This is a genomic window from Stenotrophomonas maltophilia group sp. msm4 (assembly GCF_032025605.1).
In the GTDB taxonomy this organism is placed as follows: Bacteria; Pseudomonadota; Gammaproteobacteria; order Xanthomonadales; family Xanthomonadaceae; genus Stenotrophomonas; species Stenotrophomonas sepilia.
This window is the reverse complement of the sequence record NZ_JAVSKK010000001.1, coordinates 1,523,504-1,549,374: the sequence shown is the minus strand read 5'-3', so window position 1 is coordinate 1,549,374 and position 25,871 is coordinate 1,523,504. Positions and strand designations below refer to the sequence as shown.

The window sequence follows — 25,871 nt, the reverse complement described above, 5'->3', positions numbered from 1 at the left end:
GGCCCCAGTCCGGAACCCCTATGCGTCTTTCCACGATCAAGCTGTCCGGCTTCAAGTCGTTCGTCGATCCGACCACCCTGCACCTGCCGACCAACATGACCGGCGTGGTGGGCCCCAATGGCTGCGGCAAGTCGAACATCATCGACGCCGTGCGCTGGGTCATGGGCGAGAGCTCGGCCAGCCGCCTGCGCGGCGACTCGCTCACCGACGTGATCTTCTCCGGTTCCAACGCCCGCAAGCCGGTGTCGCAGGCCACGGTCGAGCTGATCTTCGACAACTCCGACCACACGATCTCCGGCGAGTACGCCGCGTTCAACGAAATCTCGGTCAAGCGCACGGTCAGCCGCGACGGTACCAGCAACTACTACCTCAACGGCACCAAGTGCCGCCGCCGCGACATCACCGACCTGTTCCTCGGCACCGGCCTGGGCCCGCGCAGCTACTCGATCATCGAGCAGGGCATGATCAGCCAGATCATCGAGGCGCGCCCGGAAGACCTGCGCGTGTACCTGGAAGAGGCGGCCGGCATCTCCAAGTACAAGGAGCGCCGCAAGGAGACCGAGACCCGCATCCGCCACACCCGCGAGAACCTGGACCGGCTGGGCGACCTGCGCGACGAGATCAGCAAGCAGCTGGAGCACCTCAAGCGCCAGGCCAAGCAGGCCGAGCAGTACCAGGCCCTGCAGGAAGAGCGCCGGGTCAAGGACGCCGAGTGGAAGGCGCTGGAATTCCGCGGCCTCGACGGGCGCCTGTCGAAGCTGCGCGAAGGCCTGTCGCAGGAAGAGACAAAGCTGCAGCAGCTGATTGCCGACCAGCGTGATGCCGAAGCCCGCATCGAAACCTCGCGTGCGCGGCGCGAAGAGGCTGCCGACGCGCTCAACACCGCGCAGGCGGCGGTCTACCAGGTCGGCAGTACGCTGGCGCGCCTGGAGCAGCAGATCCAGCACCAGCGCGAGCTGTCGCAGCGCCTGCACAAGGCGCGCGATGAAACGCAGCAGGCGCTGGCCGAACTGGGCCAGCACATCAGCGGCGACGAGGCCAGGCTGAGCGTGCTGCGCGAGGCGGTGGAGGCCGCCGCCCCGCAGCTGGAAGCACTGCAGGAAGAGAACGAGATCAAGCAGGAAAGCCTGCGCGAGGCTGAAGAACGGCTGGCCAGCTGGCAGCAGCGCTGGGAACAGCACACCTCGCAGAGTTCGGAGGCCTCGCGCGCCGGCGATGTCGAGCGCACGCGCGTGGACTACCTGGACAAGCAGATCCTCGATGCCGACCGGCGTCGTGAAGCCCTGGCCGCCGAGCGTGCCGGGCTGGACGTGGACGCGCTGGAAGAAGCCTTCGAGCAGCTGCACCTGCAGCACGACACGCAGAAGGCCGCGCTGGATGAACTGAGCGAAGACGTCGAGCTGCGCAAGCAGGGCGTGGCGGCGGTGCAGGAACAGCAGCGCAATGGCCAGAACGAACTGGCCGAACTGCGCAAGCAGGCCAACGGCCTGCGCGGTCGCCTGGCCTCGCTGGAAACCCTGCAGCAGGCCGCGCTGGGCCAGGAGCAGGGCGCGGCAGTCGCCTGGCTGAAGGCGCGCGGGCTGGATTCGGCGGCGCGTGTCGGCGAACGCCTGGATGTCGATGCCGGTTGGGAAAACGCGGTGGAAAGCGCGCTTGGCCAGTTGATCGAAGGCGTGCTGGTCGATGACCCGGCCAGCCTGGTCGACGCGCTGGGCGAACTGGGCGAGGGCCACATTGCACTGGTCGCCAACGATGGCGCGGACCTGAAGGTCGCGCCGACCTCGCTGGCTGCACGCGTGCGTGGCCCGGCAGCGATCCGGCGCCTGCTGGCGCACCTGCACGGTGCCAGGGATCTGGCCGAAGCCAAGGCGCTGCAGGCCAGCCTGCCCGAAGGCGATTCGATCATCACCCAGAGCGGCGAGCGCCTGGGCCGGGGCTGGCTGCGCGTGTCGCGCTCCGGTGCCGCCGAGCAGGGCGCGCTGCTGCGCGAACGTGAGATCCAGGAACTGCGCGAGCAGATCGAACAGCTGCAGGACCGCGAGGCCGAACTGGAAGACCAGCTGGCCGGTTTCCGCGAGCAGCTGCAGGCGGCCGAACAGCAGCGCGAGGACGCGCAGCGCGCGCTGTACCAGGCCCATCGCGCGGTGTCCGAACTGGCCGGCCAGTTGCAGGGCCAGCAGGGCAAGGTGGAGGCTGCACGCACGCGCATCGACCGCATCGAAGGCGAGCTGAAGCAGCTGCAGGAAACGATTGAAGCCAACAACGAGCAGGCGCGCGAAGCGCGCTCGCGGTTGGAGAACGCGGTCAGCAGCATGGGTGACCTGGAGTCGACCCGGCAGCGGCTGGAGGGCGAGCGCCGCCAGCTGACCGAGGCCCGCGACCTGGCCCGCGATGCCGCCCGTGCGGTGCGCGAGCGCTCGCATGCGCTGGCACTCACCCTGGAATCACAGCGCGCGCAGCTGGCCTCGTTGAGCCAGGCGCTGGAGCGCATGGGCACCCAGCGTGGGCAGTTGGATGCGCGACTGGGCGAGCTGCACTCGCAGCTGGACGAAGGGGATTCGCCGGTCGAAGCGCTGCAGGCCGAACACCAGAACGCGCTGGAAGAGCGCGTGCGCGCCGACCGCGTGCTGACCGAGGCGCGGACGCTGCTGGACGGCATCGACGCCGAGCTGCGCAACTACGAGCAGACCCGCCACCAGCGCGACGAACAGGCGTTGGCCCAGCGCGAGCGCATTTCGCAGCGCAAGCTCGACCAGCAGGCCTTGGCGCTCAGCGCCGACACCCTGCAGGCGGCGGTGGAAAAGGCCGGCTTCGTGCTGCAGGACGTGCTCAATGCACTACCCGAGGACGCCCGCCTGGGCGACTGGGAGCAGGCCGTGCACCAGATCGACGCACGCATGCGCCGGCTGGAGCCGGTCAACCTGGCCGCCATCCACGAGTACGGCGAGGCTTCGCAGCGTTCGGACTACCTGGATTCGCAGCACGCCGACCTGACCACGGCGCTGGAAACACTTGAGGATGCCATCCGCAAGATTGATCGCGAGACCCGCGGGCGCTTCAAGGACACCTTCGACCGCGTCAATGCCGGCGTCCAGGCGCTGTATCCGCGCCTGTTCGGTGGTGGCCACGCCTACCTGGAACTGACCGGAGAAGACCTGCTCGACACGGGTGTGACCATCATGGCGCGCCCGCCGGGCAAGCGCGTGTCCAGCATCTCGCTGCTGTCCGGCGGCGAGAAGGCGATGACCGCAGTGGCGCTGGTGTTCGCCATCTTCCAGTTGAATCCCGCCCCGTTCTGCCTGCTGGACGAGGTGGACGCGCCGCTGGACGAAGCCAACGTCGGCCGCCTGGCCAACATGGTCAAGGAAATGAGCGAGAAGGTGCAGTTCCTGTTCGTCAGCCATAACAAGGCGACGATGGAGGCCGCGCACCAGCTGTCGGGCGTGACCATGCGTGAGCCGGGCGTCAGCCGCCTGGTCAGCGTGGACCTGGAAGAAGCGGCGCGATTGGCGGGCGCGGCCTGACGTGCCATCCTAGTTACCTGAATGAATTAGCCGGAGAACCTATCGAATGTCCGACACGGCACTGTTGCGCATCGGCATCCTGGCCGCCGGCCTGCTATTGATCGCCGCGATCTTCCTGTTTGGCCGTCCGAAGAAGAAGCCCCAGGGCCGTCGCGTGGAGAACACGGAACCGGCCAGTGGCGAGCGCCGCGAACCGGTCCTGGGCGAGGACGGCGTCGTGGTGGCTGAGGGCCGCGTCGAACCGGGCATGCGCGGGGAAGGCGAGCAGGCCGAACTTGGCCTGGCCGACACTGACCCGGGCGCGGCCAACGACCTCGGCAAGCGCACTACCCAGGATTTCGACAAGATCGTCTCGCTGTTCGTGGCCGCCCGTGCCGGCGAGCAGCTGCGCGGCGAAGACATCGTGGTGGCGGCCGAGAAGACCGGCCTGGTATTCGGCCACATGAACGTGTTCCACCGCCTGGTGGAAGGCCACCCCGAGCGCGGCCCGATCTTCTCGATGGCCAGCATCATGAAGCCGGGCAGCTTCGACATGGCCAACATCCGTGCCATGGAAACCCCGGCCATCGCCTTCTTCCTGACCCTGCCGGCGCCGCTGACCGCGCTTGATGCCTGGGAGAAGATGCTGCCGACCGTGCAGCGCATGGCCGAGCTGCTCGATGGCGTGGTGCTGGATGACAGCCGCAATGCCTTGGGCCGCCAGCGCATCGCGCACATTCGCGACGAGCTGCGTGCCTACGACCGCCAGCACCAGGCACCGCCGCTGACCAAGACCCCGCGCTGGTAAAGCCTGTTGTGCCGGCCAACGGTCGGCACCCACGCCGGTAGATCCACGCCATGCGTGGATGGAGCGAACCAAGGTTCGCCCCCGCCAACAGGGTCAGGCCGGTACGCCGGCCACCTTGGCGAACGCACGGCGGAATGCGGCCATCTCGTCTTCGGTGCCGACGGTCACGCGCACGCGCTGTGGCCAGATCGGCCAGCTGCGGCCAATGATCACGCCGTTGTCTGCCATCGCCTTGGCAAAGGCGGCACCGTCGCGCTGCACATCCACCACGAAGCAGTTCGCTTCCGACGGCACGCAGCTGAAACCACGCTTGCCCAGCCACGTGATGGTGGCCTGCCGCACCTGGGCATTCTGCAGGCGCCGCTGCGCGATCAACTGGGGATCCTGCAGGCTGGCCAGTGCCGCGGCCAGTGCTGGCACGGGCAGCGGGTTGTCGCCCAGGCTGGCCAGTTCGCGCAGGCGGTCGGGGTTTGCGGCCGCCACGCCCAGGCGCAGGCCGGCCATGCCGTACAGCTTGGAGAACGTGCGCAGCACGATCAGGTCATCGCGCTGCGTCACCCGGGTGATCAGGCTCGGCTGCTCGCTGTACTGCAGGTAGGCCTCGTCGACCAGCACGCGGGTCGATGCGGGCTTGTGGGCCAGCAGCCAGGCGAGCTCATCCGGTGGGCTGATCGAACCGGTCGGGTTGTTCGGATTGCACACGTACAGCAGCCCGGTCGGGCGTGCGTGCGCGGCGGCGACCATTGCACGCAGGTCATGCGCGCCGTCGTCGCGCAGCGGCACTTTCTGCACGTGCGCACCGTGTGCGGCGGCGACCTCGCCCAGCGTCTCGAAGGTCGGATCGGCGACTACCAGTCCTGCCTGCGGGCCGGTCCACACCATGGCGGCGCGGTTCAACGGCTCGCTTGAGCCGGGATAGAGGCGCACGTGGTCGGCCGGAATGCGTGCCTGCTTGATGAAGGCATCGCGCACCTGTGCAGCCAGGGCGAAGCGGTAGCGGCCGCAGCTGGCGATACTGTCGCGCGCGGCCTGCTGGGCCGCCGGCGAGGGGCCGTAGGGGCACTCGTTGAAGTTCAGCAGTACCACGCCTTCGGTGGGGGCAGGAGCGGCGGCCGTCGCGGGTTGGGTATGGCCAAGCTGCGGCAGCCCGCTGCCAGCGACGGCGAGGCCGGCACCGGCCAGTTGCAGGAAGCGTCGACGGGAAGCAGGCAGGGTCACGGGCACGATTCCGAAGGGCAGACCGTCGCACGCTAGCGCTGGTTGCGGTGGGCGGCAAGCCCGCTTTTTGTAGTACCGAGCCATGCTCGGCTGCAGGTGTGCCAACCAAGGTTGGCACCTGCCGGGGTGGGGAGAAGGTCGGCATCCACCAGGGCAGGGGAGCGCCCGTCGAGCATGGCTCGGCGCTGCGAAGGGGGGCATTACAGGGCCTGACGGCCGGGCGCGGTAGAATCCCCGGCCATCCCAGAACCACCGGATTCCGATGAGCTCCAGCCCCGCCGAACGCGCCGAAGATCTCCGCCGGCAGATCGCCCAGGCCAACCGCGCCTACCATGAGCTGGACGCCCCGGAGATCCCCGACATCGACTACGACCGGATGGTGCGCGAGCTGGAAGCACTGGAGCGCGAACATCCGGAACTGGCCCGGGCCGACAGCCCGACCCAGCAGGTCGGCGCGCGTCCCTCCGGCCGTTTCCCCGAAGTCCGCCATGCGGTGCCGATGTTGTCGCTGTCCAACGCCTTCAGCGATGAGGAAGTGGCGGATTTCGTGCGCCGCATTGACGAACGCCTGGGCCGCCGCAGCCTGCAGTTCTCGGCCGAGCCGAAGATGGACGGCCTGGCGATCAGCCTGCGCTACGAGGATGGTCATTTCGTGCTCGGCGCGACCCGCGGCGATGGCAGCACCGGCGAGGACGTGACCGCCAACCTGCGCGAGATCGGCGATGTTCCCAAGCGGCTGCACGGCAAGGACTGGCCGGACGTGCTCGAGGTGCGCGGCGAGGTCTACATGGCGCGTGCCGATTTCGAGGCCTACAACGAACGTGCGCGCCTGCACGGCGGCAAGGTGCTGGCCAACCCACGCAATGCGGCGGCTGGATCGCTGCGCCAGCTCGACCCGAAGATCAGTGCGCAGCGCAGGTTGAGCTTCTTCGCCTACGGTACCGGTGAAGTGCAGGGCGGCGAGCTGCCCGATACCCATTCGGGCACGCTGGCGCAGCTCGGCGCCTGGGGTTTCCCGGTCAGCGCGCTGTGCAAGGTGGTGGAAGGCACCGACGGCCTGCTCGGCTACTACCGCGATATCGGCGAGCGCCGCGACAGCCTGCCGTTCGATATCGATGGCGTGGTCTACAAGCTCGATGACCGTGCCGGCCAGCAGGCGATGGGCTTCGTCTCGCGCGCGCCACGCTGGGCCATCGCGCACAAGTTCCCGGCGCAGGAACAGAGCACTACCGTGGAGGCGATCGAGATCCAGATCGGCCGTACCGGTGCGGCCACGCCGGTCGCGCGCCTGGCGCCGGTGGCCGTGGCCGGCGTGATCGTGTCCAACGCCACCCTGCACAACGCCGACCAGATCGCACGCCTCGACGTGCGCGTCGGCGACAGCGTGATCGTGCGCCGCGCCGGCGACGTGATCCCGGAAGTGGTCAGCGTCATCCTCGATCGCCGCCCGCAGGGCACCACGCCCTGGCAGATGCCGACGCGCTGCCCGGTGTGCGGCTCGGAGATCGTGCGCGAGGAAGGGGCGGCCGCATGGCGCTGCTCGGGCGAGCTGTCCTGCCCGGCGCAGCGCAAGGAAGCCATCGCCCATTTCGCCTCTCGCCGCGCGATGGACATCGACGGCCTGGGCGACAAATACATCGAAACCCTGGTCGACGCTGGCATCGTCAAGAGCGTGGCCGACCTGTACCGGCTCAGTCGTGACCAGCTGCTGCACCTGAAGCTGGTGCTGGACGCTGAAGATCCCTCGGCGCTGGCCGCCACACTGAAGCTGCACCTGCCGGCCGAAGGCAGTGGCGCGGTGCTCAATGCGGTGCTCAGGCTGGACGGCAACGATCCGGGCTGGCGCGCGCAGGCGCTGGCGCAGCCGGCCCGCTTCGAATGGAACACGAAGAAGATCGCGACCAAGTGGGCCGACAACCTGATCGCGGCCATCGACGCCAGTCGTGCCGCCACGCTGGAACGGCTGCTGTTCGCGCTGGGCATCGAGCACGTGGGCGAGAGCACGGCCAAGGCGCTGGCGCAGTGGTTCGGTGACCTGGAACTGATCCGCCACCTGCCGTGGCCATTGTTCAAGCGCGTGCCGGACATCGGTGGCGAAGTGGCGCGCTCGCTCGGCCACTTCTTCGAACAGCAGGGCAACCAGCAGGCCATCGATGACCTGCTGCAGGTCGGCCAGGTCCGCATCAGTGATGTGCACGCGCCCAGCGCCAGGCTGCGCGAGGGGCTGGACCTGGCGCAGCTGTTGGTCGAATCAGAGATTCCCGGCATCACCCGCCTGCGCGCGGAGAAACTGGTGGCCGCGTTGCCCGGTGCCCAGGCGGTGCTCGACGCCGAGCATGGGCAGTTCGTCAACGCCGGGTTGCCCGACGACACCGCGCGTGGCCTGGCCCAGTGGCTGGACAGCGAGGGCCACGGCGCGATGCTGCTGGCAGCCGAGAAGGCGATGCAGCAGATCCTGGCCAAGGCACCGGCGCTGGCCGAGATCGTGGCCGGCCCGCTGGATGGGCAGACCGTGGTGCTGACCGGCACCCTGGCCCAGCTCACCCGCGATGCCGCCAAGGAGCGCCTGGAGGCCCTCGGTGCAAAGGTCTCCGGCAGCGTCTCGAAGAAGACCAGCTTAGTGGTCGCCGGTACCGAGGCCGGCTCCAAGTTGGATAAGGCGCAATCGCTGGGCGTGCCGGTATGGGACGAAGACCGCCTGCTGGCTTATCTGGCCGAACACGAATGATGACCCCGCCGGGTGCATGGCGCCCGGCATGAAACACAAAGGAACACCGATGCAGACCGCCCCGCTGGATTTCCGCCTGGCCACCCGTGCCGACGAGGAGCTGTTGATCGCGCTGATGCGCGAGTTCTACGCCGAAGACAGGATCGACTTCGATGACGCGCGCGTGCGTCGCGGCGTGGACGCGCTGCTGGCCGATCCGCGCAATGGCGAAGTGCTGTTGTGGATGGACGAGGCGGGCGAGGTGGTCGGCTACGCGGTGATCGCGATGGGCTTCAGCCTGGAGCAGGGCGGCCACTTCATGCTGCTGGACGAACTGTACCTGAGCCATCGCGCGCGCGGTCGTGGCCGCGGCAAGCAGGCGCTGGCCATCTGCGAACAGCGCGCTCGTGGTCGTGGCGTCAGCCGCCTTCGCCTGGAAGTGAACCACCACAACGAACTGGCCCGACGCCTGTACCTGGCCAGCGGCTACATCGACGATACGCGCGATCTGCTGACCCTGCCGCTCGACCATCCGCGCCCGGAGGGCATCCTGTGAGCGAGGCCCTGCTGCGCGCGCTGCAGCAGCGCGCTGCGCTCAACGCGCTGGTGCGCCGCTTCTTTGCAGAGCGCGATGTGCTCGAGGTGGAGACGCCGATCCTGTCGGTCGCGGGCAACACCGAGCCGAACATCGACAGCTTCCATACCGACTTCACCGGCCATGTCGATGCCGGCGGACGCCGCCGCTGGCTGCGCACCTCGCCGGAGTATCCGCTCAAGCGCCTGCTCGCGGCCGGCGTGGGCGACTGCTACGAACTGGGTCGGGTATTCCGCAACGGTGAGGCAGGCGGCCGCCACAACCCGGAATTCACCATGCTGGAGTGGTATCGGGTCGGCTGGGACCACCATCGGTTGGTGCAGGAAACCGCCGAGCTGGTCGGCCAGGCGCTGGCCCTGGTGGGACGCCGTGCGACCCTGCGCGTGCTGAGTTACCGCGAGCTGTTCCAGCAGCACCTTGGCGTGGATCCGTTCGAGGCGGATGAGTCCACGCTGCGTGCCGCGTTGGGCGAGGTGCACATTGACCCGGTCGGATTGACCCGTGATGACTGGCTCGACCTGTTGATGACCCATCGTATCCAGCCGCATTTCGATGACGCGGTCATGATCGTGGTGCATGACTGGCCAGCCAGCCAGGCCGCGCTGGCACGCATCCGCGCCGGCACACCGCCGCTGGCCGAGCGTTTCGAGCTGTACCTGGGTGCAGTGGAGCTGGCCAACGGCTATCACGAACTGAACGACGCCGACGAGCAGCGCGCCCGCTTCCAGCGCGACCAGCAGCGCCGCCACGAACGTGGGCAGGTGCAGCCGCCACTGGATGAGGCGCTGCTGGCGGCGTTGCCAGCGTTGCCGGCCTGTGCCGGCGTTGCGCTGGGGATCGACCGCCTGCTGATGGCGATGAACCGCACACCCCGCATTGCAGATGTGTTGGCCTACGACTTCGCCCACGCGTGACCATCACGCGTTGCTGAACATCCCAGGCTGAACGAAACGCGGGTTCTGCGCGCTTGCGTCGGCAAGCGGGATGATGCTTTTATCACGGCCAATGCCGGACACTGGCATGCAGTTCATCCATTCCTGCTGGGGAAGGCTTTGGTCAAGTGGTTTGCGGTTGTCGCTGCACCGGTGTACTCCATCGCGCTCTGGGGTGCCTGGCTGCCGTCGCCGGCGTCGGCCCAGCAGGTGGGCTACGACGATGAAGTGGTGACCTGCGAGTCCCACGACATGGGCTGGGTGCACTGCGACATCGATGTGGCCAACGGCGTCGATCTGGTGCGCCAGCTGTCGAGCAACAGCTGCATCCGCGGTAGCGAGTGGGGCACCGACCGCAGCGGCGTGTGGGTCACCCTTGGCTGCCGCGCCGAGTTCCGTGCGCGCCGTGCGCAGGGTGCGGCACCTGCGGCAACGGAAGGCAAGCGCCTGGTGCGCCGCGTGGTGCGCTGCGAATCCAATGGCCGTCCGCAGAGCTGCCCGGTGCGCCTGGATGGCGCCCCCGTGCGCCTGCTGCGCCAGCTGTCGGTGCTGCCATGCCGCGAGGGGCAGGGCTGGGGCTACAAGCGCAATGAGATCTGGACCAGCCGTGGTTGCCAGGGCGATTTCGAGGTGGCCGACGAGGATGGCCGCTTCGTCGATGTGCCGCGTCGCCTGACCTGCGAATCGAAGTCGAAGAAGCGGCGTTTCTGCGGCGCCAGCATCTCCGTTGGCGCGGTCGTTTCCGAGCAGCTGTCGAGCACGCCCTGCGAGGAAGGCAGTACCTGGGGCTGGAGCCGCAACGGCATCTGGGTGGACGGCGGCTGCCGCGCCGAATTCTCGGTGAATTGAGCCCGGGCGGGCTCCAACGCTGCCGGGCGTGGCCCTACAATGGGCCCATGAACACTGCCTCCGACATCGACTACGCCCGTTATGACCACATCCGCCCGATCCTGTGGACCGGCGATGCCCTGCAACTGCTGGACCAGCGCAAGCTGCCGTTCGTGGTCGAGCATGTGGTCTGCCACGACAGCGACGAGGTTGCCAGCGCCATCCATGCGTTGACCGTGCGTGGCGCGCCGGCGATCGGCATTGCCGCCGCCTGGGGCGTGGTGCTGGCCGCGCGCGAGGTGCAGGCCGCCGACGGTGCGCACGCGCTGCAGCAGCTGGAACCGGCACTGCAGCGCCTGAACGCATCGCGCCCCACTGCGGTCAATCTGGCCTGGGCGCTGGCGCGCATGCGCCGTTGCCTGCACGCCGCCGGCGCCGACTGGAAGGCACTGCTGGAGGCCGAAGCGCAGGCCATCGCCGAGGAAGACCTGGCCGCCAATCGCCACATGGGCGCGCTGGGCGCTGGCTTGATCGAGGCCGGCAGCGGTGTGCTGACCCACTGCAATACCGGCTCGCTGGCCACCGCCGGCTTCGGTACCGCGCTGGGCGTCATTCGCGCCGGCATGGCCCAGCACCGCATCGCGCGCGTGTTCGCCGGCGAGACCCGACCGTGGCTGCAGGGCGCGCGCCTGACGGTGTGGGAGCTGCAGCAGGATGGAATCGGCGCCACCCTGATCGCCGACTCGGCGGCCTCGCACCTGATGAAGACCGGTGCCGTGCAGTGGGTGATCGTGGGCGCAGACCGCATCTGCGCCAATGGTGATACCGCCAACAAGATCGGCACCTACCAACTGGCCATTGCCGCGCGCCACCATGGCGTGAAGTTCATGGTGGTGGCGCCGTCCTCGACCGTGGACATGGAGACCGTGGACGGCAGCCAGATCGAGATCGAGCAGCGCGACCCGGGTGAGCTGTATGGCGTGGGCGGCACCCGCACCGTGGCCGAAGGCATTGCCGCCTGGAACCCGGTGTTCGACGTCACCCCGGGCGAGCTGATCGACGCCATCGTGACCGAGCGCGGGGTGATCCTGAACCCGACCGCCGAGAACATGCGCGCCGCCTTCGGCGGCTGAGGCGCAGGGGAGGGGCGGCGCGACCGCCGCCCCCGGTAGTGCCGGCCGCTGGCCGGCAACCCTAAGTTCCTGATTTGTGCCGGTAAAATCCCCGTAAAGGCAGGCGGAAACCAGCCCGTTGTGGTAGTATCCACAGGTTGAATCGAGGTTCCGGCGCGACCCCCTCCCGCAGAGGGCTGCGCCGGACTGGACCGCTACCAGACAACGGAACCCGAATGGCAGAAACCGCCAAGGAAATCATCCAGGTCAACCTGGAAGACGAGATGCGCAAGAGCTACCTCGATTACGCCATGAGCGTGATCGTGGGCCGCGCGCTGCCGGATGCGCGCGACGGCCTCAAGCCGGTGCATCGTCGCGTGCTGTACGCGATGAATGAACTCAACGCGCACAGCAACAAGCCCTACTTCAAGTCGGCGCGTATCGTCGGTGACGTCATCGGTAAGTACCACCCGCATGGCGATCAGTCGGTGTACGACACGCTGGTGCGCCTGGCACAGCCGTTCTCGCTGCGCTACATGCTGGTCGACGGCCAGGGTAACTTTGGTTCGATCGACGGCGACTCCGCCGCGGCGATGCGATACACCGAGGCGCGCATGTCGCGCCTGGCGCATGAGCTGATGGCCGATATCGACAAGGAAACCGTCGATTTCCAGCCCAACTACGACGAAAAGGAACTGGAGCCGACGGTCATGCCGACCCGGTTCCCGAACCTGCTGGTCAACGGCTCGGCCGGTATCGCGGTGGGCATGGCGACCAACATCCCGCCGCACAACCTGAGCGAATCGATCAACGCCTGCATTGCGCTGATCGACAACCCGGAGATCGACGTCGACGGCCTGATGGAGTACATCCCGGGCCCGGATTTCCCGACTGCCGGCATCATCAACGGCACCGCCGGCATCGTCGCCGGCTACCGCACCGGCCGTGGCCGCGTGCGCATCCGTGCCAAGGCCGATATCGAAGTGGCCGACAATGGCCGCGAATCGATCATCGTCACTGAAATTCCTTACCAGGTGAACAAGGCGCGTCTGATCGAAAAGATCGCCGAGCTGGTCAAGGAAAAGAAGATCGAAGGCATCAGCGAGCTGCGCGATGAGTCCGACAAGGACGGCATGCGCATCTACATCGAGATCAAGCGCGGCGAATCTGCCGAGGTTGTGCTGAACAACCTGTACCAGCAGACGCAGATGGAATCGGTGTTCGGCATCAACATGGTGGCGCTGGTCGACGGCCGCCCGCAGTTGATGAATCTGAAGCAGATGCTGGAGGCGTTCGTCCGCCACCGTCGCGAAGTGGTCACCCGCCGCACCGTGTTCGAGCTGCGCAAGGCGCGCGCCCGTGCCCACGTGCTGGAAGGCCTGACCGTCGCGCTGGCCAACATCGACGAGATGATCGAACTGATCAAGACCTCGCCGAACCCGAACGAAGCACGCGAGCGCATGCTGGCGCGCGTGTGGGAGCCGGGCCTGGTCGGTGCGATGCTGGGTGCCGCCGGTGCCGAAGCCTCGCGCCCGGAAGACCTGCCCAAGGGCGTGGGCCTGATCGAGGGCGGCTACCAGCTGACCGAGATCCAGGCCACCCAGATCCTGGAAATGCGCCTGCACCGCCTGACCGGGCTGGAGCAGGACCGCCTGACCGACGAGTACAAGCAGCTGCTGGAAGTGATCGCCGGGCTGATCCACATCCTGGAAGATCCCGACCGCCTGCTGCAGGTGATCCGCGAGGAGCTGGTCAACGTCAAGGCCGAGTTCGGCGACGAACGTCGCACCGAAATCCGCCACAGCGAAGAAGACCTGGACATCCTCGACCTGATCGCACCGGAAGACGTGGTGGTCACCGTGTCGCATGCCGGCTACGTGAAGCGCCAGCCGGTCAGCGTGTACCGCGCACAGCGTCGCGGTGGCCGTGGCCGCAGTGCAGCGGCGACCAAGGAAGAGGATTTCATCGAACAGCTGTGGCTGGTCAACACGCACGATACGCTGCTGACGTTCACCAGTTCGGGCAAGGTGTTCTGGCTGCCGGTCTACCAGCTGCCGGAAGCGGGTTCCAACGCCCGCGGCCGTCCGATCATCAACTGGATTCCGCTGGAACCCGGCGAACGCGTGCAGGCCGTGCTGCCGGTGCGCGAGTACGCCGATGGCCAGTTCGTGTTCTTCGCCACGAAGAACGGTACGGTCAAGAAGACCCCCCTGGGCGAGTTCGCCTTCCGCCTGGCCCGCGGCAAGATCGCGATCAACCTCGATGAGGGCGATGCCCTGGTCGGCGTCGGCCTGACCGATGGCCAGCGCGACATCCTGCTGTTCGCCTCCAACGGCAAGACCGTGCGCTTCGGCGAGGACAAAGTCCGCTCGATGGGCCGTACCGCCACCGGCGTGCGTGGCATCAGGATGCCGGCCGGCGAGGAAGTGGTCAGCCTGATCGTGGCCGAAAGTGCCGGTGGCATCGAGGACGAGAACGAGGACGACAACGGTGTCGAGGAAGCCACCGCCAATGGCGATGCGGTGATCGATATTGCCGACGATGCCAGCGTGCAGTACATCCTCACCGCCACCGAGAACGGCTACGGCAAGCGCACCCCGCTGCCCGACTACCCGCGCAAGGGCCGTGGCACGCAGGGCGTGATCGGCATCCAGACCACCGAGCGCAACGGCAAGCTGGTCGCCGCAGTGCTGATGGGCTCCCGCGACGAAGTCCTGCTGATCTCCGACGGCGGTACGCTGGTGCGTACGCGTGGCTCGGAAATCAGCCGCGTCGGCCGCAACACCCAGGGCGTGACCCTGATCCGCCTGTCCAAGGACGAGAAGCTGCAGGCGGTGGAGCGCATGGATGCCTCGATCGACGAGGACGAGGACGAGGTGGCTGCCGCCGCCCCGGCCACGACCGACGGCGCACCGGCTGCGGCCAGCAGCGAGGACGCCGCGCAGGAGTGATCCTGCCGCGAGCCTGGGTACCCGACGACGCCGGCCCTGTGCCGGCGTCGTCGTATCCGGATGCCACGCATACGCGCGCGCTTCACACAGGCGGTGGGATAACGGCGCATGCTGCCCCCGGAGATCGACGATGTCCGCCACGCCGCAGTCCGTTCCTGCTCCCGTCCGCGCCTCACGGCACCCTCTCGTTACCGTGCTGTCGCTACTGCTGGTCGTACTCGGCCTGGTCATCGGCGGGCTCGGCGCGTGGCTGCTCAGCCTGGGCGGGTCGGCGTACTACGCCATCGCCGGGGCCGGCCTTCTGGCCAGTGGCCTGTTGTTGTTCGGCAATCGCCGCAGCGGCGCGCTGCTGTACGCGCTGGTGTTCGTCGGCACGCTGCTGTGGACCTGGTGGGAATCGGGAAGCGACTACTGGCGCTGGGTGCCGCGGCTGGGCCTGGTGACCACGCTCGGCATCGTGCTGGCGCTGCTCGCGCCGACCCTTCGCGAACCGGTTTCAAAGCGCCTGTCGCGCAGCGTGGCGGGCGTCCTGATGCTGGTGTTCGTCGCTGCCTTCGGGTTGGCGTTCGCACCGCATGGTGAAGTGGACGGGCACCAGCCGTTCCCGGAAGGCGCGGCCAGCGCCGGACTGGAACCCACGCGGGATACCACCGGCCTGCAACCGGCCGACCAGCCTGCCGAGGGAGACTGGCCGGCGTGGGGGCGCAGCAATGCAGGCACCCGCTATTCGCCACTGCAGCAGATCACCCCGGCCAACGTGGCCACGCTGCAGCCCGCCTGGCAGTTCCGCACCGGCGATATGCCGAAGAAGCGCTGGGGTGCGGAAACCACGCCGCTGAAGATCGGCGACCGCCTGTACCTGTGCACTGCCCGTAACCGCCTGATCGCGCTCGACGCCGCCAGTGGCAAGGAAGTGTGGCGCTTCGATCCGAAGGTGAAGGACGCCTCGATCCCGTACACCGCCGCCTGCCGTGGTGTGAGCTACTACGAGCAACCGGCAACGCCGATCCTGGCCGATGCCACCCTGGCCGATGCCGCGGCCGATCTGGCGTTGCCCGAACCGCCGCCCAGCGTGAGCCGCAGCGCTGCACCGGGCAGTCGTCCGGCGTGCTGGGCGCGCATCATCGAAGGCACGCTGGACGGGCGCATCATTGCAGTGGATGCAGATAGCGGCCGTCCCTGCGCGAATTTCGGCAACAACGGCCAGGTCGACATCACCCTCGGGATGGGTGAGGTGCCACCCGGCTACGTGTCGATCACCTCGCCCCCGGCCATCGTGCGCGGCGTGATCGTCACCGGCCACCAGGTGCTGGATGGTCAGCGCCGCGACGCGCCATCGGGCGTGATCCAGGCGTACGACGCGATCACCGGCAAGCTGCGCTGGGCGTGGGACATGGACCAGCCCGAGCGCAGCGGCCTGCCGCCGCATGGGCAGACCTACACGCGCGGCACGCCGAACATGTGGACCACCGCGACCGGTGATGAGGCGCTGGGGCTGGTCTATCTGCCGCTGGGCAATTCTGCGGGCGACTACTGGAGTGGCTCGCGTACGGAAAACCAGAACCGCTATGCGACGTCGCTGGTGGCGATCGATGTGGCCACTGGCAAGCCGGCCTGGCATTTCCAGGCCGTGCGCAAGGATGTGTGGGACTACGACCTCGGTTCGCAGGCCAGCCTGATCGACTACCCGACGGCGGCAGGCAAGGTGCCGGCGATCCTGCTGCCGACCAAGCAGGGTGACATCTACATTCTCGACCGCCGCAACGGCCAGCTGCTGACCGCTGCCGAAGAGCGCAAGGTGCCGGTCGGCGGTGTCGAACCGGAACAGCGTTCACCCACCCAGCTGTTCTCGCTGTACCACACGCTGCGCCGCGAGCATGATCTGACCGAGCGCGACATGTGGGGCATCACCCCGATCGACCAGCTGATCTGCCGCATCCAGTTCCGCAAGGCCTATTACGAAGGCTTCTACACGCCGCCGAGCAGTGATCGCCATTCCATCGAATACCCCGGCTACAACGGCGGTTCGGATTGGGGCAGTGTGTCCATCGACACGCGCCGCGGCGTGATCGTGGCCAACTACAACGACATGCCCAACTACAACCGGCTGGTGCCACGTGCCGAAGCCGACCGCCTGGGCTGGCTGCCGCGCGAAAAGATCCGTGCCGACAGGGGCGGTGGCGAGGGCGCCGGCGATCCGCAGGTGGGAACGCCGTATGGCATCCAGGTCAACGCTGGCTGGCGGCTGCCGTTCACGGGTCTGCTGTGCAAGCAGCCTCCCTACGGCGGCATCCGCGCCATCGACCTGCGCACCGGCAAGCTGTTGTGGGATCGTCCGTTTGGCAGTGCGCGCGGCAATGGGCCGTTCGGCATCCGTTCCGGCCTGCCGATCGAGATCGGCACGCCGAACAACGGCGGTTCGGTGGTGACCGCCAGCGGGCTGATCTTCATCGCCGCCGCCACCGATGACCTGCTGCGCGCCATCGACCTGAAGACCGGCAAGGAGCTTTGGCATGCCAAGCTGCCCGCGGGCGGGCAGGCTACGCCGATGGTGTATGAACAGGACGGACGCCAGTTCGTGGTGATCATGGCCGGCGGCCACCATTTCATGGAAACCCCGAACGGCGATTACGTGATGGCGTTCGCGCTGCCGAAATAGCGGTTGCCGGCCTGAACATGGGCGACGGGGGCCGTGACCGATGTCGCTGCCCAGTGGTGCCGAACTGATTGCCGGCGATGCACGCTTTCTGAGCCCTGCGTATGCGCTCTGCATGGGGGCCGCGGGCACCGCACTGGAGGCCCGTCGTCGTTGTGTCGACGCTGAATTCAAGGTGCGCGACGATGCGCTCAACGCCGCCTACAGTGCGGCGCGCTCCACGCTGACCGTCAGTGATCAGCAGGTGCTGCGCGATCTGCAGCGGCAATGGCTGCGCCAGCGCGACAGTCGTTGCCCGGAAGGCGGCACGGCCGTTGCCCAGCTGGATTCACAGCAGTGCCGCACGCACATGTGCCGCGCCTGACAAACAGGGCAGGATCGTCCTGCGGCCCGGCGAGGGCAGGATCACGCCTGCATTGCAGGTGGTCTTCCAGGTGGCCGACTGCGGCGGCGCCGACAACGTGACGACCTGCCGGGTGAGGAGCATGGGCGTGACCCGTGGCGGGCGCAACGTGGCGGTCACGGACGTGCAGCCGCGCCTGACCCGCGCTGGCGCCGATGCCCAGGGTGCGGTGGCCGTGCTGCTGACCGTTTCGGATTTCAATGGCGATGGCGTGCCGGACCTGCAGGTGTGGCAGGACAACAACGGTGTCTACAACGTTCCGGTGCATGCGTTCTACCTGTTCGACGCCAAGGTCAACCGCTATGTGCGTGCCAAGGCATTGGAAGCGGCCATCGGCGGGCGCGACATCGACCGTATCGACAATGGGCGGTTCGTGCTGCGCGCGAAGGTCAGCCCGTGCGCGCACGAGGACAAGGTCATCCAGCTGCGCGGAACCGGGCCGCGCACGCTGCTGCAGCGCCGCTATGACACCTGCAGGGGCGAGGCCCCTACCGAATCGGACCTGCTGAAGTAGGTCTTTCCCCGACGAACGGATGCGTTCCGGAACTGGAGAGCTGAAGGATGAGCGAAGGCTATGGAAAAGGTGGGGTGGGCTTCGGCCTGACCCGGGACCAGTCGGTCGAGATGATCGTGCGTACCTGCATCGACAACGGCATTACCGTCCATCGGCAGATTGCCTATGTGCTGGCCACAGCGCAGCACGAATCGCGTGATTTCTCCGCGCCCGAGGAAGCGGTGCGGTACCAGATCGGCATGGGCGTGGAATCGCTGCCGCAGGAGCGGAGCGAATGGCATCGCATCGAGGCGTTCGCCGTCACGGTCGAGGTGTTGCGGCAGCGTCCCTAGCGTGGATGCAGCTGGGGGGACGACCGTCATGGACCTGGCCAATCTGCGGCAGGTGAAGCGGTTCCAGATCGTGGGCGCTGAAACGCCGGACAAGATGAAGCTCGCCCAGGCCTGCAAAGCGGAGCGCTGGTCTCACCTGCATTGCTGCAGCGGGCCACCACGGCGCAGAACCACAAGGGCTGGTATGGCTTGGTTTCGTGGTGCAGGGCGAGGGTAGGGAGCACCGGTACGGCCACGAAGACGGTGCGCCTGCTTCCCGCGAACGGCAGTCGACCAGCGGTCGACTCTACCCAATCAATGTTGCTCGGTTGGTGCCGGTACCCGCACCATCTTCGTCATCAAGTGTTCCACCACACCCGCCGGGTCCGCAGTGCGGCCGACATGCGTGCTCGACATCTGCACAACCGAGCTGCGCTTGGCGGTGAGGAAATGAAAGCGGGCGCGCGCGGGCAGCTGTGCGATCGGTCCGGCGCTGGCGTCGCCACGGCAGATGGCCACGATCGCATCCAACCACGGTTGCAACGCATCCTGATCAAGCGCTGGAGCGAACGCGTGCAGGCGTGCCGGATCGATCTCGATGGCCGCTTCCAGATGGCGCGCGCCGGGGCAGGAGACGATCACTCCGACGTTGATGAACTCCTCGCGTTCCACCCGCGGTACCACGCGGATGACCGCATAGTCATACGTGTGCAGCGTGGGCACGGACGGCCTCCTGCACGAACACCGCACGCACTTTCAGGCGGTGCTTGAGATAGTCGATGTAGCCTTGGCGATAGGCCTGCGGACTGTCGAATGCCGGCTCGTTGACCAGCCAGCTGTCCGGCACCAGGCCGACGATGCGCTCGATCTCGGCATCGCTCAGGCGCGCGGCCAGTTCGGTATCCACCTCGGCGATGCGGCTGGCGAACGACAGCAGCACATGGTCGCGGATCAGCACGAACGGCTTTTCGCAGGCATCGCCGGCATTGGCCCAGTCGTGGTGGAAGTACATCGCCGCGCCGTGGTCGATCAGGTACAGCTTGCGGTGCCACACCATCAGGTTGGGGTTGCGGGTGGTGCGATCGACATTGCTGGTGAACGCATCGAACCAGACGATGCGCGAGGCAAGGTCGGCGTCCACCGGCATCGCCGCCGGATCGTAATTGATCGCACCCGGCAGGTAGTCCAGGCCCAGGTTCAGGCCCTCGCTGGCGCGGATCAGCTCCTGGATCTCCGGGTCGGGCTCGGTTCGGGCGAACTCGCGATCCAGCTCGACGAACAGGATTTCCGGAATCGGCAGGCCCAGCGTGCGTGCCATCTCACCGGCAATCAGCTCGGCGATCAACGCCTTCGGGCCTTGGCCGGCGCCGCGGAACTTCAGCACGGCCATGCCGTCGTCGTCGGTCTCGACCACGGCGGGCAGGGAGCCGCCTTCCCGTAACGGGGTGATGTAGCGGAGGGCATGTACGGTGCGCATGGGCGCATTCTAGCGTGGGTGCAGGTACAACCCTCTGATCGGCGAGGACCGATTTCGGCCTTCACCTGTCCCTTCCGCCTGCGATGGCAGCATCGTGCTCCAGGAACCCTTGGGTTCATGGGCGCACTGGCACTCTCGATGCCGAGGCTTCGGGCTGGGCACCTGCTCGGCTGCCAGCGACGCGCACTGCGAAGCGGAAACCTCATCCACGATGTCCAGCAGGCTACGGAGGTGCACCGATGAGCGATGAATTCACTCCCATGCTGCCGCCCTTGGACGATGCCAAGGTCGAGGAAATGATCGGCAAGGTGGTGCTGGTGGGCGTCACCCGCTATGGCGGTGACGGCCAGGTGCAGGGGCTGGAACAATACGCCGGTACGGTGCTGCGCATCAGCGCCGACGAAGGCGTGGTGCTGGCGGACGAGAATGACGGCCATGAGCGCTATCTGCCGCCGATGCTCGACCAGTACCTGCCCGCCGAGCCCGGCGAGTACCGCATGCGGAACAGTGGCATGATCGTGGTCGACCCCGATTACCTGACTGCCTGGGACCTGCACGCCCAGCAGTGACGACAGACCACGCCTGGCAGATGCCGGTCCATTGCCGGCCTCTCCGGGCGTGTTCCACTTTGCCCCATCCGGCCACTAGCCCTTCCGGCCCATTCACGACAACCCCTGCGGTGCTAGATTCGGGACCTTGCCCGATTCCGGGTACCCATTCACACCCAGGGGATAAGGATGCTCATCCGTCGAACCTCTCTGGCGGCGGCCGTTGCCGTTGCCACCCTCGGCCTGCTGGCCGCTGGCCCGGCGCTTGCAGACTACGCGAAGCCGCCGGAGCACCTGCTCAAGGTGTTGAAGGCACCGCCGCCGCCGGCGCCGAACGTGGCCCCGGGTGGCCAGCGCCTGCTGCTGACCACTGCGCAGACCTACCCGTCGATCAGCCGTGTCGCCCAGCCGTACCTGAAGCTGGCTGGCGTGCGCCTGGAACCGAAGAACCGCAGCCGCCATGACACCCCCGGTGGCTATGGCATCCCGGCCTGCGTGGCCGACTTCACCCTGGTCGACATCGGCAGTGGCCAGCAGACCAAGGTCAACCTGCCGCAGGGCTGTGCCACCGGCGCGCTGTGGTCGGCCGATGGCAGCCACTTTGCGTTCCAGAACGCGGTCGATACCAGCGTGCAGCTGTGGGTGGGCGATGCCGCTACCGGCCAGGTGAAGCAGGTGCCGAACGTTCAGCTGAACCCGATTTTCGGCTACACCGTGCAGTGGCTGGGCGGCAGCCAGAACCTGCTGGTGAAGCTGGTGCCGGCCAACCAGGGCCCAGCACCGTCCAACGGTGGCGTACCGACCGGCCCGGATGCACAGGAGTCGCTGGGCAGCAGTGGCGAGAGCAGCACCTACGAAGCCCGCGATACGCTGACCAGCGTGCATGACGAGAAGCTGTTCGCTTATTACGGCGCCTCGCAGCTGGCCGTGGTTGATACTGCCGCCAACAGCGTGCGTCCGGTCGGGCAGCCGGCGCTGTTCAACGAAGTCAGCGCCGCGCCCGATGGCGTGCACGTGCTGACCGAATCGATCAAGGCGCCGTACTCGCATGCGGTGACCTACCAGCGCTTCGCCAACGACGTGGCCGTGCTGGATATCGCCAGCGGCAAGTCCACGCCGATCGCCAGCCTGCCGCTGGCCGACCGCGTGCCGGTGCACGGCGTACCGGAAGGCCCGCGTGGTTTCGACTGGCGTGCCACCGATCCGGCCACCCTGGTCTATGCCGAAGCGCTGGACAAGGGCGACTGGAAGGTCAACGTGCCGCATCGCGACCGGGTGCTGATGCTGAAGGCGCCGTTCAACGGCAAGCCGGTCGAGATCGCCCGCACCGCACAGCGCTTCGAAGGCTTCGCGTGGACTGCCGATCCGGCCGTGGCGTTCCAGTACGAGAACGACGAGAACCGCCACTGGATGCAGACCCGCATCGTCGATGTGGATCAGCCGAAGAAGGAAGGCCGCCTGCTGTGGGACATGTCCAGCGATGAGCTGTACGGCAACCCCGGCAACCTGGTCTTCACCCGCCTGCCGAATGGTGCGCAGGTCGTGCGCCGTGAGGGCAACCATGTTTTCCTCAGCGGCCGTGGTGCCTCGCCGCAGGGCGACCGTCCGTTCCTCGATCGCCTCGACCTGCGCACGCTGAAGAGCGAACGCCTGTTCCGCAGCAGCGCTGATGCCTACGAGCAGTTCCTTGGTTTCAGCAATACGCCTGGGCGCTACCTGACCTGGCACCAGTCGGTGATCGATCCGCCGAACGCCTTCATCCGTCAGCAGGGTGAGGCGGTGGCCGAGGCGAAGACCGGCGAGGCGCAGTTCGCGTCCACCGCGACCGCGCTGACCAAGCTGGTCGACCCGACTCCGGAAGTGCGCCAGATCAAGAAGCAGCTGGTGACCTACAAGCGTGCCGATGGCGTGGACCTGTCGTTCACCCTGTACACGCCGCCGGGCTACAAGGAAGGCCAGCGCGTGCCGGCGATCCTGTACGCCTACCCGGCCGACTTCGCCAACGCCGCGCAGGCGGGGCAGGTGTCCGGTTCGCAGCAGACCTTCACCCGCCTGCAGCCGTACCGCCTGATGCTGCTGGCCGGCTACGCGATCATCGACAACGCCTCGTTCCCGATCGTGGGTGACCCGAAGAACGCCTACGACACCTACCTGGAACAGCTGGAAGCCGACGCCAAGGCAGCGGTGGACAAGGCGGTGGACATGGGCGTGGTCGATCGCAACCGCATCGGCGTGACCGGCCACAGCCATGGCGGCCTGATGACCGCCAACCTGATCGCCCATACCAACCTGTTCAAGGCTGGCGTGGCGACCAGTGGTTCGTACAACAAGACCTTTACCCCGTTCGGCTTCCAGAACGAGCGTCGCTCGGTGTGGCAGGCGCAGGACGTGTACCTGAAGGCCTCTCCGTTCTTCTATGCCGACAAGATCAAGCTGCCGCTGCTGCTGGTCCACGGCGAGGACGACGCCAACCCGGGCACCGAGCCGTTCCAGTCGCGCAAGCTCTACCAGGCGATCCGTGGCAACGGTGGTACCACCCGCTTGGTGATGCTGCCGAATGAACCGCACTGGTATACCGCGCTGGAGTCGAACGAGCAGCTGGTGTCGGAAATGCTGAACTGGTTCGATACCTACGTGAAGAACGCCAAGTAATGGAACGGGAAGGCCGCCTCAAGGCGGCCTTGCTGTATCGGGATGTGAGTGGGTAGACGGCCTGGATCCGGATGCGCAATCGGGAATCGGGAAGCCACCTGCCATGCGGCATCCGGGTCCACCCGGGCTGCTAAGCTGGGAGTGGAAACAAACCAGGAGACAGCGATGCATCGCAATGGGATGCGCGCCATCACTTTTGTCATCGCGACGCTGTTGGCCGGGATGACACACGGAGTGAAAGCGCAGGCTTTGCGGGCAGATGACCGCAGCTACTTTGGCAGCGCCTCCCAGGAACGTGAGGCGTGGCAGAACCTCGAGCGGAGGACCCATGCCCTCAAGGCACTTCATGCGCCGCCAGACGTGAGGTTCCAGCGGGCCGAACAGCTGTATGGCGAGTGCCTCCGGCACCATGGCTACCTGCATCTTCAGGCAGCGCGCAATGCCGACGATGCCCGGCTGGCCAACACCCAGGGCGAAGTCGCCAGCACATGTGGACGCATCGCGGCGATTGCCAAGCAGGCATTGCGTGATGCGCCCGCGCACGCTGCCTGGATCGCGCCGCATGCCGACCTGCGTGAACGGGCGTTGCGGGAGGATGTGCAGCCGGCCAATGCAGCGCTGGTGGATGCGGTCGACACGTTGGCTGATCCGGCGCTGGACAGCTTCGGCCGTCTGCACCGGCAGCTGCTGCAGTCGGCCCCCTTTGCGCGTTTCGAACATGAAGGCCGCACGCTCGACAGCCGCACCGACGCGCGAGCCCTTTCCCGCCTGCCGGACCGTTCACTGCGCGAAGCGGCATGGCGTGCCTACTGGCAGGGAACGGCGTCGCGGCGCAGCGAAATGGCAACGGTGCTGCTGGGCCTGGTCCGCCTCAACGAGCATGCGTCGGAACTGCAGGGCGATGGAACTGCGCCTGACCGCAGCTACCGGCACATGGGCCTGGATCAGGCCGCCGTCGACGCGACACTGGCGGCGGTAGCGCGCCACGCGCTGCTGCGGCGGTACTACCAGCAGATGCAGTTGACCCATCTTGAGCGCATGGGCCAGGCGTCTCCACAGATCTGGGACATGGACCTGCCTGATGCGGGCTATATTCCTCCGCCGCTTGACCTGGCGCAGTTGTGTGATGCGGCGGCGGCATCAATGCAGGTGCTGGGGCCGGATTACGTGACAGGGCTGCGCGGGCTGCTCGATCCTGCGGGCGGACAAATGGATCTGGGCGGATCGGCAGGGCGGCGCGCGATGGATGCGTTTTCGATCAGCGCCCCCGGTGTGCCTTCGTTGCTGTTCGTTGGCCATCGCCAGGGCGATCTGGAGGGGGATGTCCAGATCGCTCACGAAGCCGGCCATGCCATGCATGGCCAGTGGATGCAGCGCGGCGGCGCATCATCATTCCAGCGCAACGGCAACAAGTGGTTGACCGAGGCCTTCGCCATCTACAACGAACTGAAGTTCCGCGATCAGCTCTACCGGCAGGCCAGTGATCCACGTGCCAAGGCGTATTACCTGAAGTCGTTGCTCGATGACATCATCCTGCAGCTGTTCGTATCGTCTGAAGAGGCCGATCTGGAACAGTCCATCTATCAGGAGGTGGCCGCCGATGAGGTTGGCAACGCAGACGCGCTTGATACGCTGACGATGAAGGTGCTGGGCAGGTACGGGGGCGCATCGGAGCAGTATCCCGAGCTGCGCAGCACCTGGATATCCAAGCGGCTGATGTATGAGGATCCGCTTTACCTGGCCAATTACCTGTATGCAGGACTGATTGCGGTGCAGCTCTTCGCACAGGACCGGCAGGATCCGGAGGGATTCAGGGAACGCTACCTGGCCGTCCTGGGCGAGGGGTTTGATCGCCCGCCGCAGCGGCAGGTCGAGCAGTTGCTGAATGTGAAGCCCGACTGGTCACGCCTGGTCGAGGAGGATCTGGACGTTTTCCAGCAGTACCTGGCGCAGCTGCAGGGACTGCACGCGGAAATCGAGCGCCAGCGCAGTCGCTGAACAGGCGACAGCCTGCTGCAGCCGGCACCCGGGTGATGTACGCGGTGCGCAGCGAGCCGGACGCGCTTTCCGCGGTCCTCGACTCGGCCTGCAATGCGCTGGCCGCGCGCGAAGCGAACCGGATGCTGCCCCGGGTCCAGCGCTTCAGCAAACTGCGTGCGGAATACTTCCGGCGTGACCAGACTATGGCGATCATCTTCCTGTGCGCCGGCATCTCGCTGTTGATCGTGACCGGCACGGGCGTGTAGGGGCTGGCCAGCTTCTGGGTCCGCAAGCGCTATCCGCAGATCGGCATACGACGTGCACTGGGTGCCCGCAGGCGCGATGTGACCAGCTACTTCATGATCGAGAATCTGATGCTGACCTTCGTCGGCGCGCTCGCTGGCAGTGTGCTGGCATTGGCGTTGAATGTCTGGGTTTCGCGCTACTACGAGGTACCTCGCATCGATCCCGGGTACCTGGTGCTGGGCGTCGGGCTGGTGTTCACCCTGGGGCAGCTGGCTGCCTGGGTACCGGCGCGGCGGGCGGCGCGCGAGGCGCCCGTGGCGGTTCTCAACAGTACCGGATGGATCCGGAGGGTGACCTCGTGTCATTGGCCGTTGCGATTGCGTAACCATATGTGATGCGGGTGCCATGGCGTGCGGAAGCTGCGATACGC

At 67.0% G+C, this 25,871-nt stretch carries 20 protein-coding genes; 17 read left to right on the top strand and 3 right to left on the bottom strand.

The window, feature by feature from the left end; translation table 11 throughout:
- The first annotated feature begins 20 nt into the window (after positions 1 to 20).
- Both smc and zipA read left to right on the top strand, forming a co-directional pair.
- On the top strand, positions 21 to 3,524 hold the full coding sequence (gene smc / locus ROV93_RS07325) for a chromosome segregation protein SMC (RefSeq protein ID WP_072168147.1): 3,504 nt from the start codon (positions 21 to 23) through the stop codon (positions 3,522 to 3,524).
- A 46-nt stretch (positions 3,525 to 3,570) separates the two neighbouring features.
- On the top strand, positions 3,571 to 4,311 hold the full coding sequence (zipA, locus tag ROV93_RS07320) for a cell division protein ZipA (RefSeq protein ID WP_061480035.1): 741 nt from the start codon (positions 3,571 to 3,573) through the stop codon (positions 4,309 to 4,311).
- A 93-nt stretch (positions 4,312 to 4,404) separates the two neighbouring features.
- Here zipA and ROV93_RS07315 read toward each other — a convergent pair whose 3' ends face one another.
- On the bottom strand, positions 4,405 to 5,529 hold the full coding sequence (locus tag ROV93_RS07315; protein ID WP_072168146.1) for a pyridoxal phosphate-dependent aminotransferase: 1,125 nt from the start codon (positions 5,527 to 5,529) through the stop codon (positions 4,405 to 4,407).
- 262 nt (positions 5,530 to 5,791) lie between these two features.
- Here ROV93_RS07315 and ligA point away from each other — a divergent pair, with 262 nt between their 5' ends.
- The 10 genes from ligA (at position 5,792) to ROV93_RS07265 (ending at position 18,559) form a co-directional block, all read left to right on the top strand.
- Positions 5,792 to 8,257 (top strand): NAD-dependent DNA ligase LigA, encoded by a 2,466-nt coding sequence (gene ligA / locus ROV93_RS07310; protein WP_072168145.1) that lies wholly within the window; start codon positions 5,792 to 5,794, stop codon positions 8,255 to 8,257.
- A gap of 49 nt (positions 8,258 to 8,306) precedes the next feature.
- Positions 8,307 to 8,792: a GNAT family N-acetyltransferase gene (locus ROV93_RS07305; protein WP_053497333.1), complete on the top strand. Its 486-nt coding sequence runs from the start codon at positions 8,307 to 8,309 to the stop codon at positions 8,790 to 8,792.
- Positions 8,789 to 9,745 carry an EF-P lysine aminoacylase EpmA gene (gene epmA, locus ROV93_RS07300; protein ID WP_072168144.1) on the top strand — a complete coding sequence of 319 codons (957 nt, stop codon included), beginning with the start codon at positions 8,789 to 8,791 and terminating at the stop codon, positions 9,743 to 9,745. The genes ROV93_RS07305 and epmA overlap by 4 nt, the downstream gene beginning before the upstream one ends.
- Before the next feature lie 138 nt (positions 9,746 to 9,883).
- The gene (locus ROV93_RS07295) at positions 9,884 to 10,612 is read left to right on the top strand and encodes a DUF3011 domain-containing protein (protein WP_072168143.1); all 729 of its coding nucleotides are present in this window, start codon (positions 9,884 to 9,886) and stop codon (positions 10,610 to 10,612) included.
- Positions 10,613 to 10,659: 47 nt separating this feature from the next.
- Positions 10,660 to 11,724: an S-methyl-5-thioribose-1-phosphate isomerase gene (gene mtnA / locus ROV93_RS07290; RefSeq protein ID WP_072168142.1), complete on the top strand. Its 1,065-nt coding sequence runs from the start codon at positions 10,660 to 10,662 to the stop codon at positions 11,722 to 11,724.
- Between the two features lie 215 nt (positions 11,725 to 11,939).
- Entirely contained in the window at positions 11,940 to 14,654 is a 2,715-nt protein-coding gene (gene gyrA, locus ROV93_RS07285) for a DNA gyrase subunit A (RefSeq protein ID WP_180890648.1), read from the top strand.
- Positions 14,655 to 14,784: 130 nt separating this feature from the next.
- Entirely contained in the window at positions 14,785 to 17,313 is a 2,529-nt protein-coding gene (locus ROV93_RS07280) for a membrane-bound PQQ-dependent dehydrogenase, glucose/quinate/shikimate family (protein ID WP_072168140.1), read from the top strand.
- A gap of 40 nt (positions 17,314 to 17,353) precedes the next feature.
- The gene (locus tag ROV93_RS07275; protein WP_072168139.1) at positions 17,354 to 17,674 is read left to right on the top strand and encodes a lysozyme inhibitor LprI family protein; all 321 of its coding nucleotides are present in this window, start codon (positions 17,354 to 17,356) and stop codon (positions 17,672 to 17,674) included.
- 52 nt (positions 17,675 to 17,726) lie between these two features.
- Positions 17,727 to 18,227 carry a hypothetical protein gene (locus ROV93_RS07270; RefSeq protein WP_072168138.1) on the top strand — a complete coding sequence of 167 codons (501 nt, stop codon included), beginning with the start codon at positions 17,727 to 17,729 and terminating at the stop codon, positions 18,225 to 18,227.
- A gap of 47 nt (positions 18,228 to 18,274) precedes the next feature.
- The gene (locus ROV93_RS07265) at positions 18,275 to 18,559 is read left to right on the top strand and encodes a hypothetical protein (RefSeq protein WP_072168137.1); all 285 of its coding nucleotides are present in this window, start codon (positions 18,275 to 18,277) and stop codon (positions 18,557 to 18,559) included.
- Positions 18,560 to 18,853: 294 nt separating this feature from the next.
- On the opposite strand, the gene ROV93_RS07260 is transcribed toward ROV93_RS07265, so the two are convergent.
- Positions 18,854 to 19,261 carry a DUF3037 domain-containing protein gene (locus tag ROV93_RS07260; protein WP_061480045.1) on the bottom strand — a complete coding sequence of 136 codons (408 nt, stop codon included), beginning with the start codon at positions 19,259 to 19,261 and terminating at the stop codon, positions 18,854 to 18,856.
- A complete protein-coding gene (locus tag ROV93_RS07255; RefSeq protein ID WP_072168136.1) occupies positions 19,239 to 20,015 on the bottom strand; it encodes a HipA family kinase in 777 nt (258 codons plus the stop codon). The genes ROV93_RS07260 and ROV93_RS07255 overlap by 23 nt, the downstream gene beginning before the upstream one ends.
- 239 nt (positions 20,016 to 20,254) lie before the next feature.
- Between ROV93_RS07255 and ROV93_RS07250 the strand changes: the two genes are divergently transcribed.
- The 5 genes from ROV93_RS07250 (at position 20,255) to ROV93_RS07230 (ending at position 25,836) form a co-directional block, all read left to right on the top strand.
- Positions 20,255 to 20,584, top strand: a complete 330-nt coding sequence (locus tag ROV93_RS07250) for a hypothetical protein (protein WP_061480047.1) — start codon at positions 20,255 to 20,257, stop codon at positions 20,582 to 20,584.
- A gap of 168 nt (positions 20,585 to 20,752) precedes the next feature.
- Positions 20,753 to 23,215 (top strand): prolyl oligopeptidase family serine peptidase, encoded by a 2,463-nt coding sequence (locus tag ROV93_RS07245; protein WP_072168135.1) that lies wholly within the window; start codon positions 20,753 to 20,755, stop codon positions 23,213 to 23,215.
- A gap of 180 nt (positions 23,216 to 23,395) precedes the next feature.
- On the top strand, positions 23,396 to 25,213 hold the full coding sequence (locus ROV93_RS07240) for a M3 family metallopeptidase (protein ID WP_258012581.1): 1,818 nt from the start codon (positions 23,396 to 23,398) through the stop codon (positions 25,211 to 25,213).
- Between the two features lie 35 nt (positions 25,214 to 25,248).
- Positions 25,249 to 25,461, top strand: coding sequence for a hypothetical protein (locus tag ROV93_RS07235; protein ID WP_072168133.1), 213 nt, complete (start codon positions 25,249 to 25,251; stop codon positions 25,459 to 25,461).
- Positions 25,462 to 25,464: 3 nt separating this feature from the next.
- On the top strand, positions 25,465 to 25,836 hold the full coding sequence (locus ROV93_RS07230; protein ID WP_080376942.1) for an FtsX-like permease family protein: 372 nt from the start codon (positions 25,465 to 25,467) through the stop codon (positions 25,834 to 25,836).
- Positions 25,837 to 25,871 lie beyond the last annotated feature (35 nt).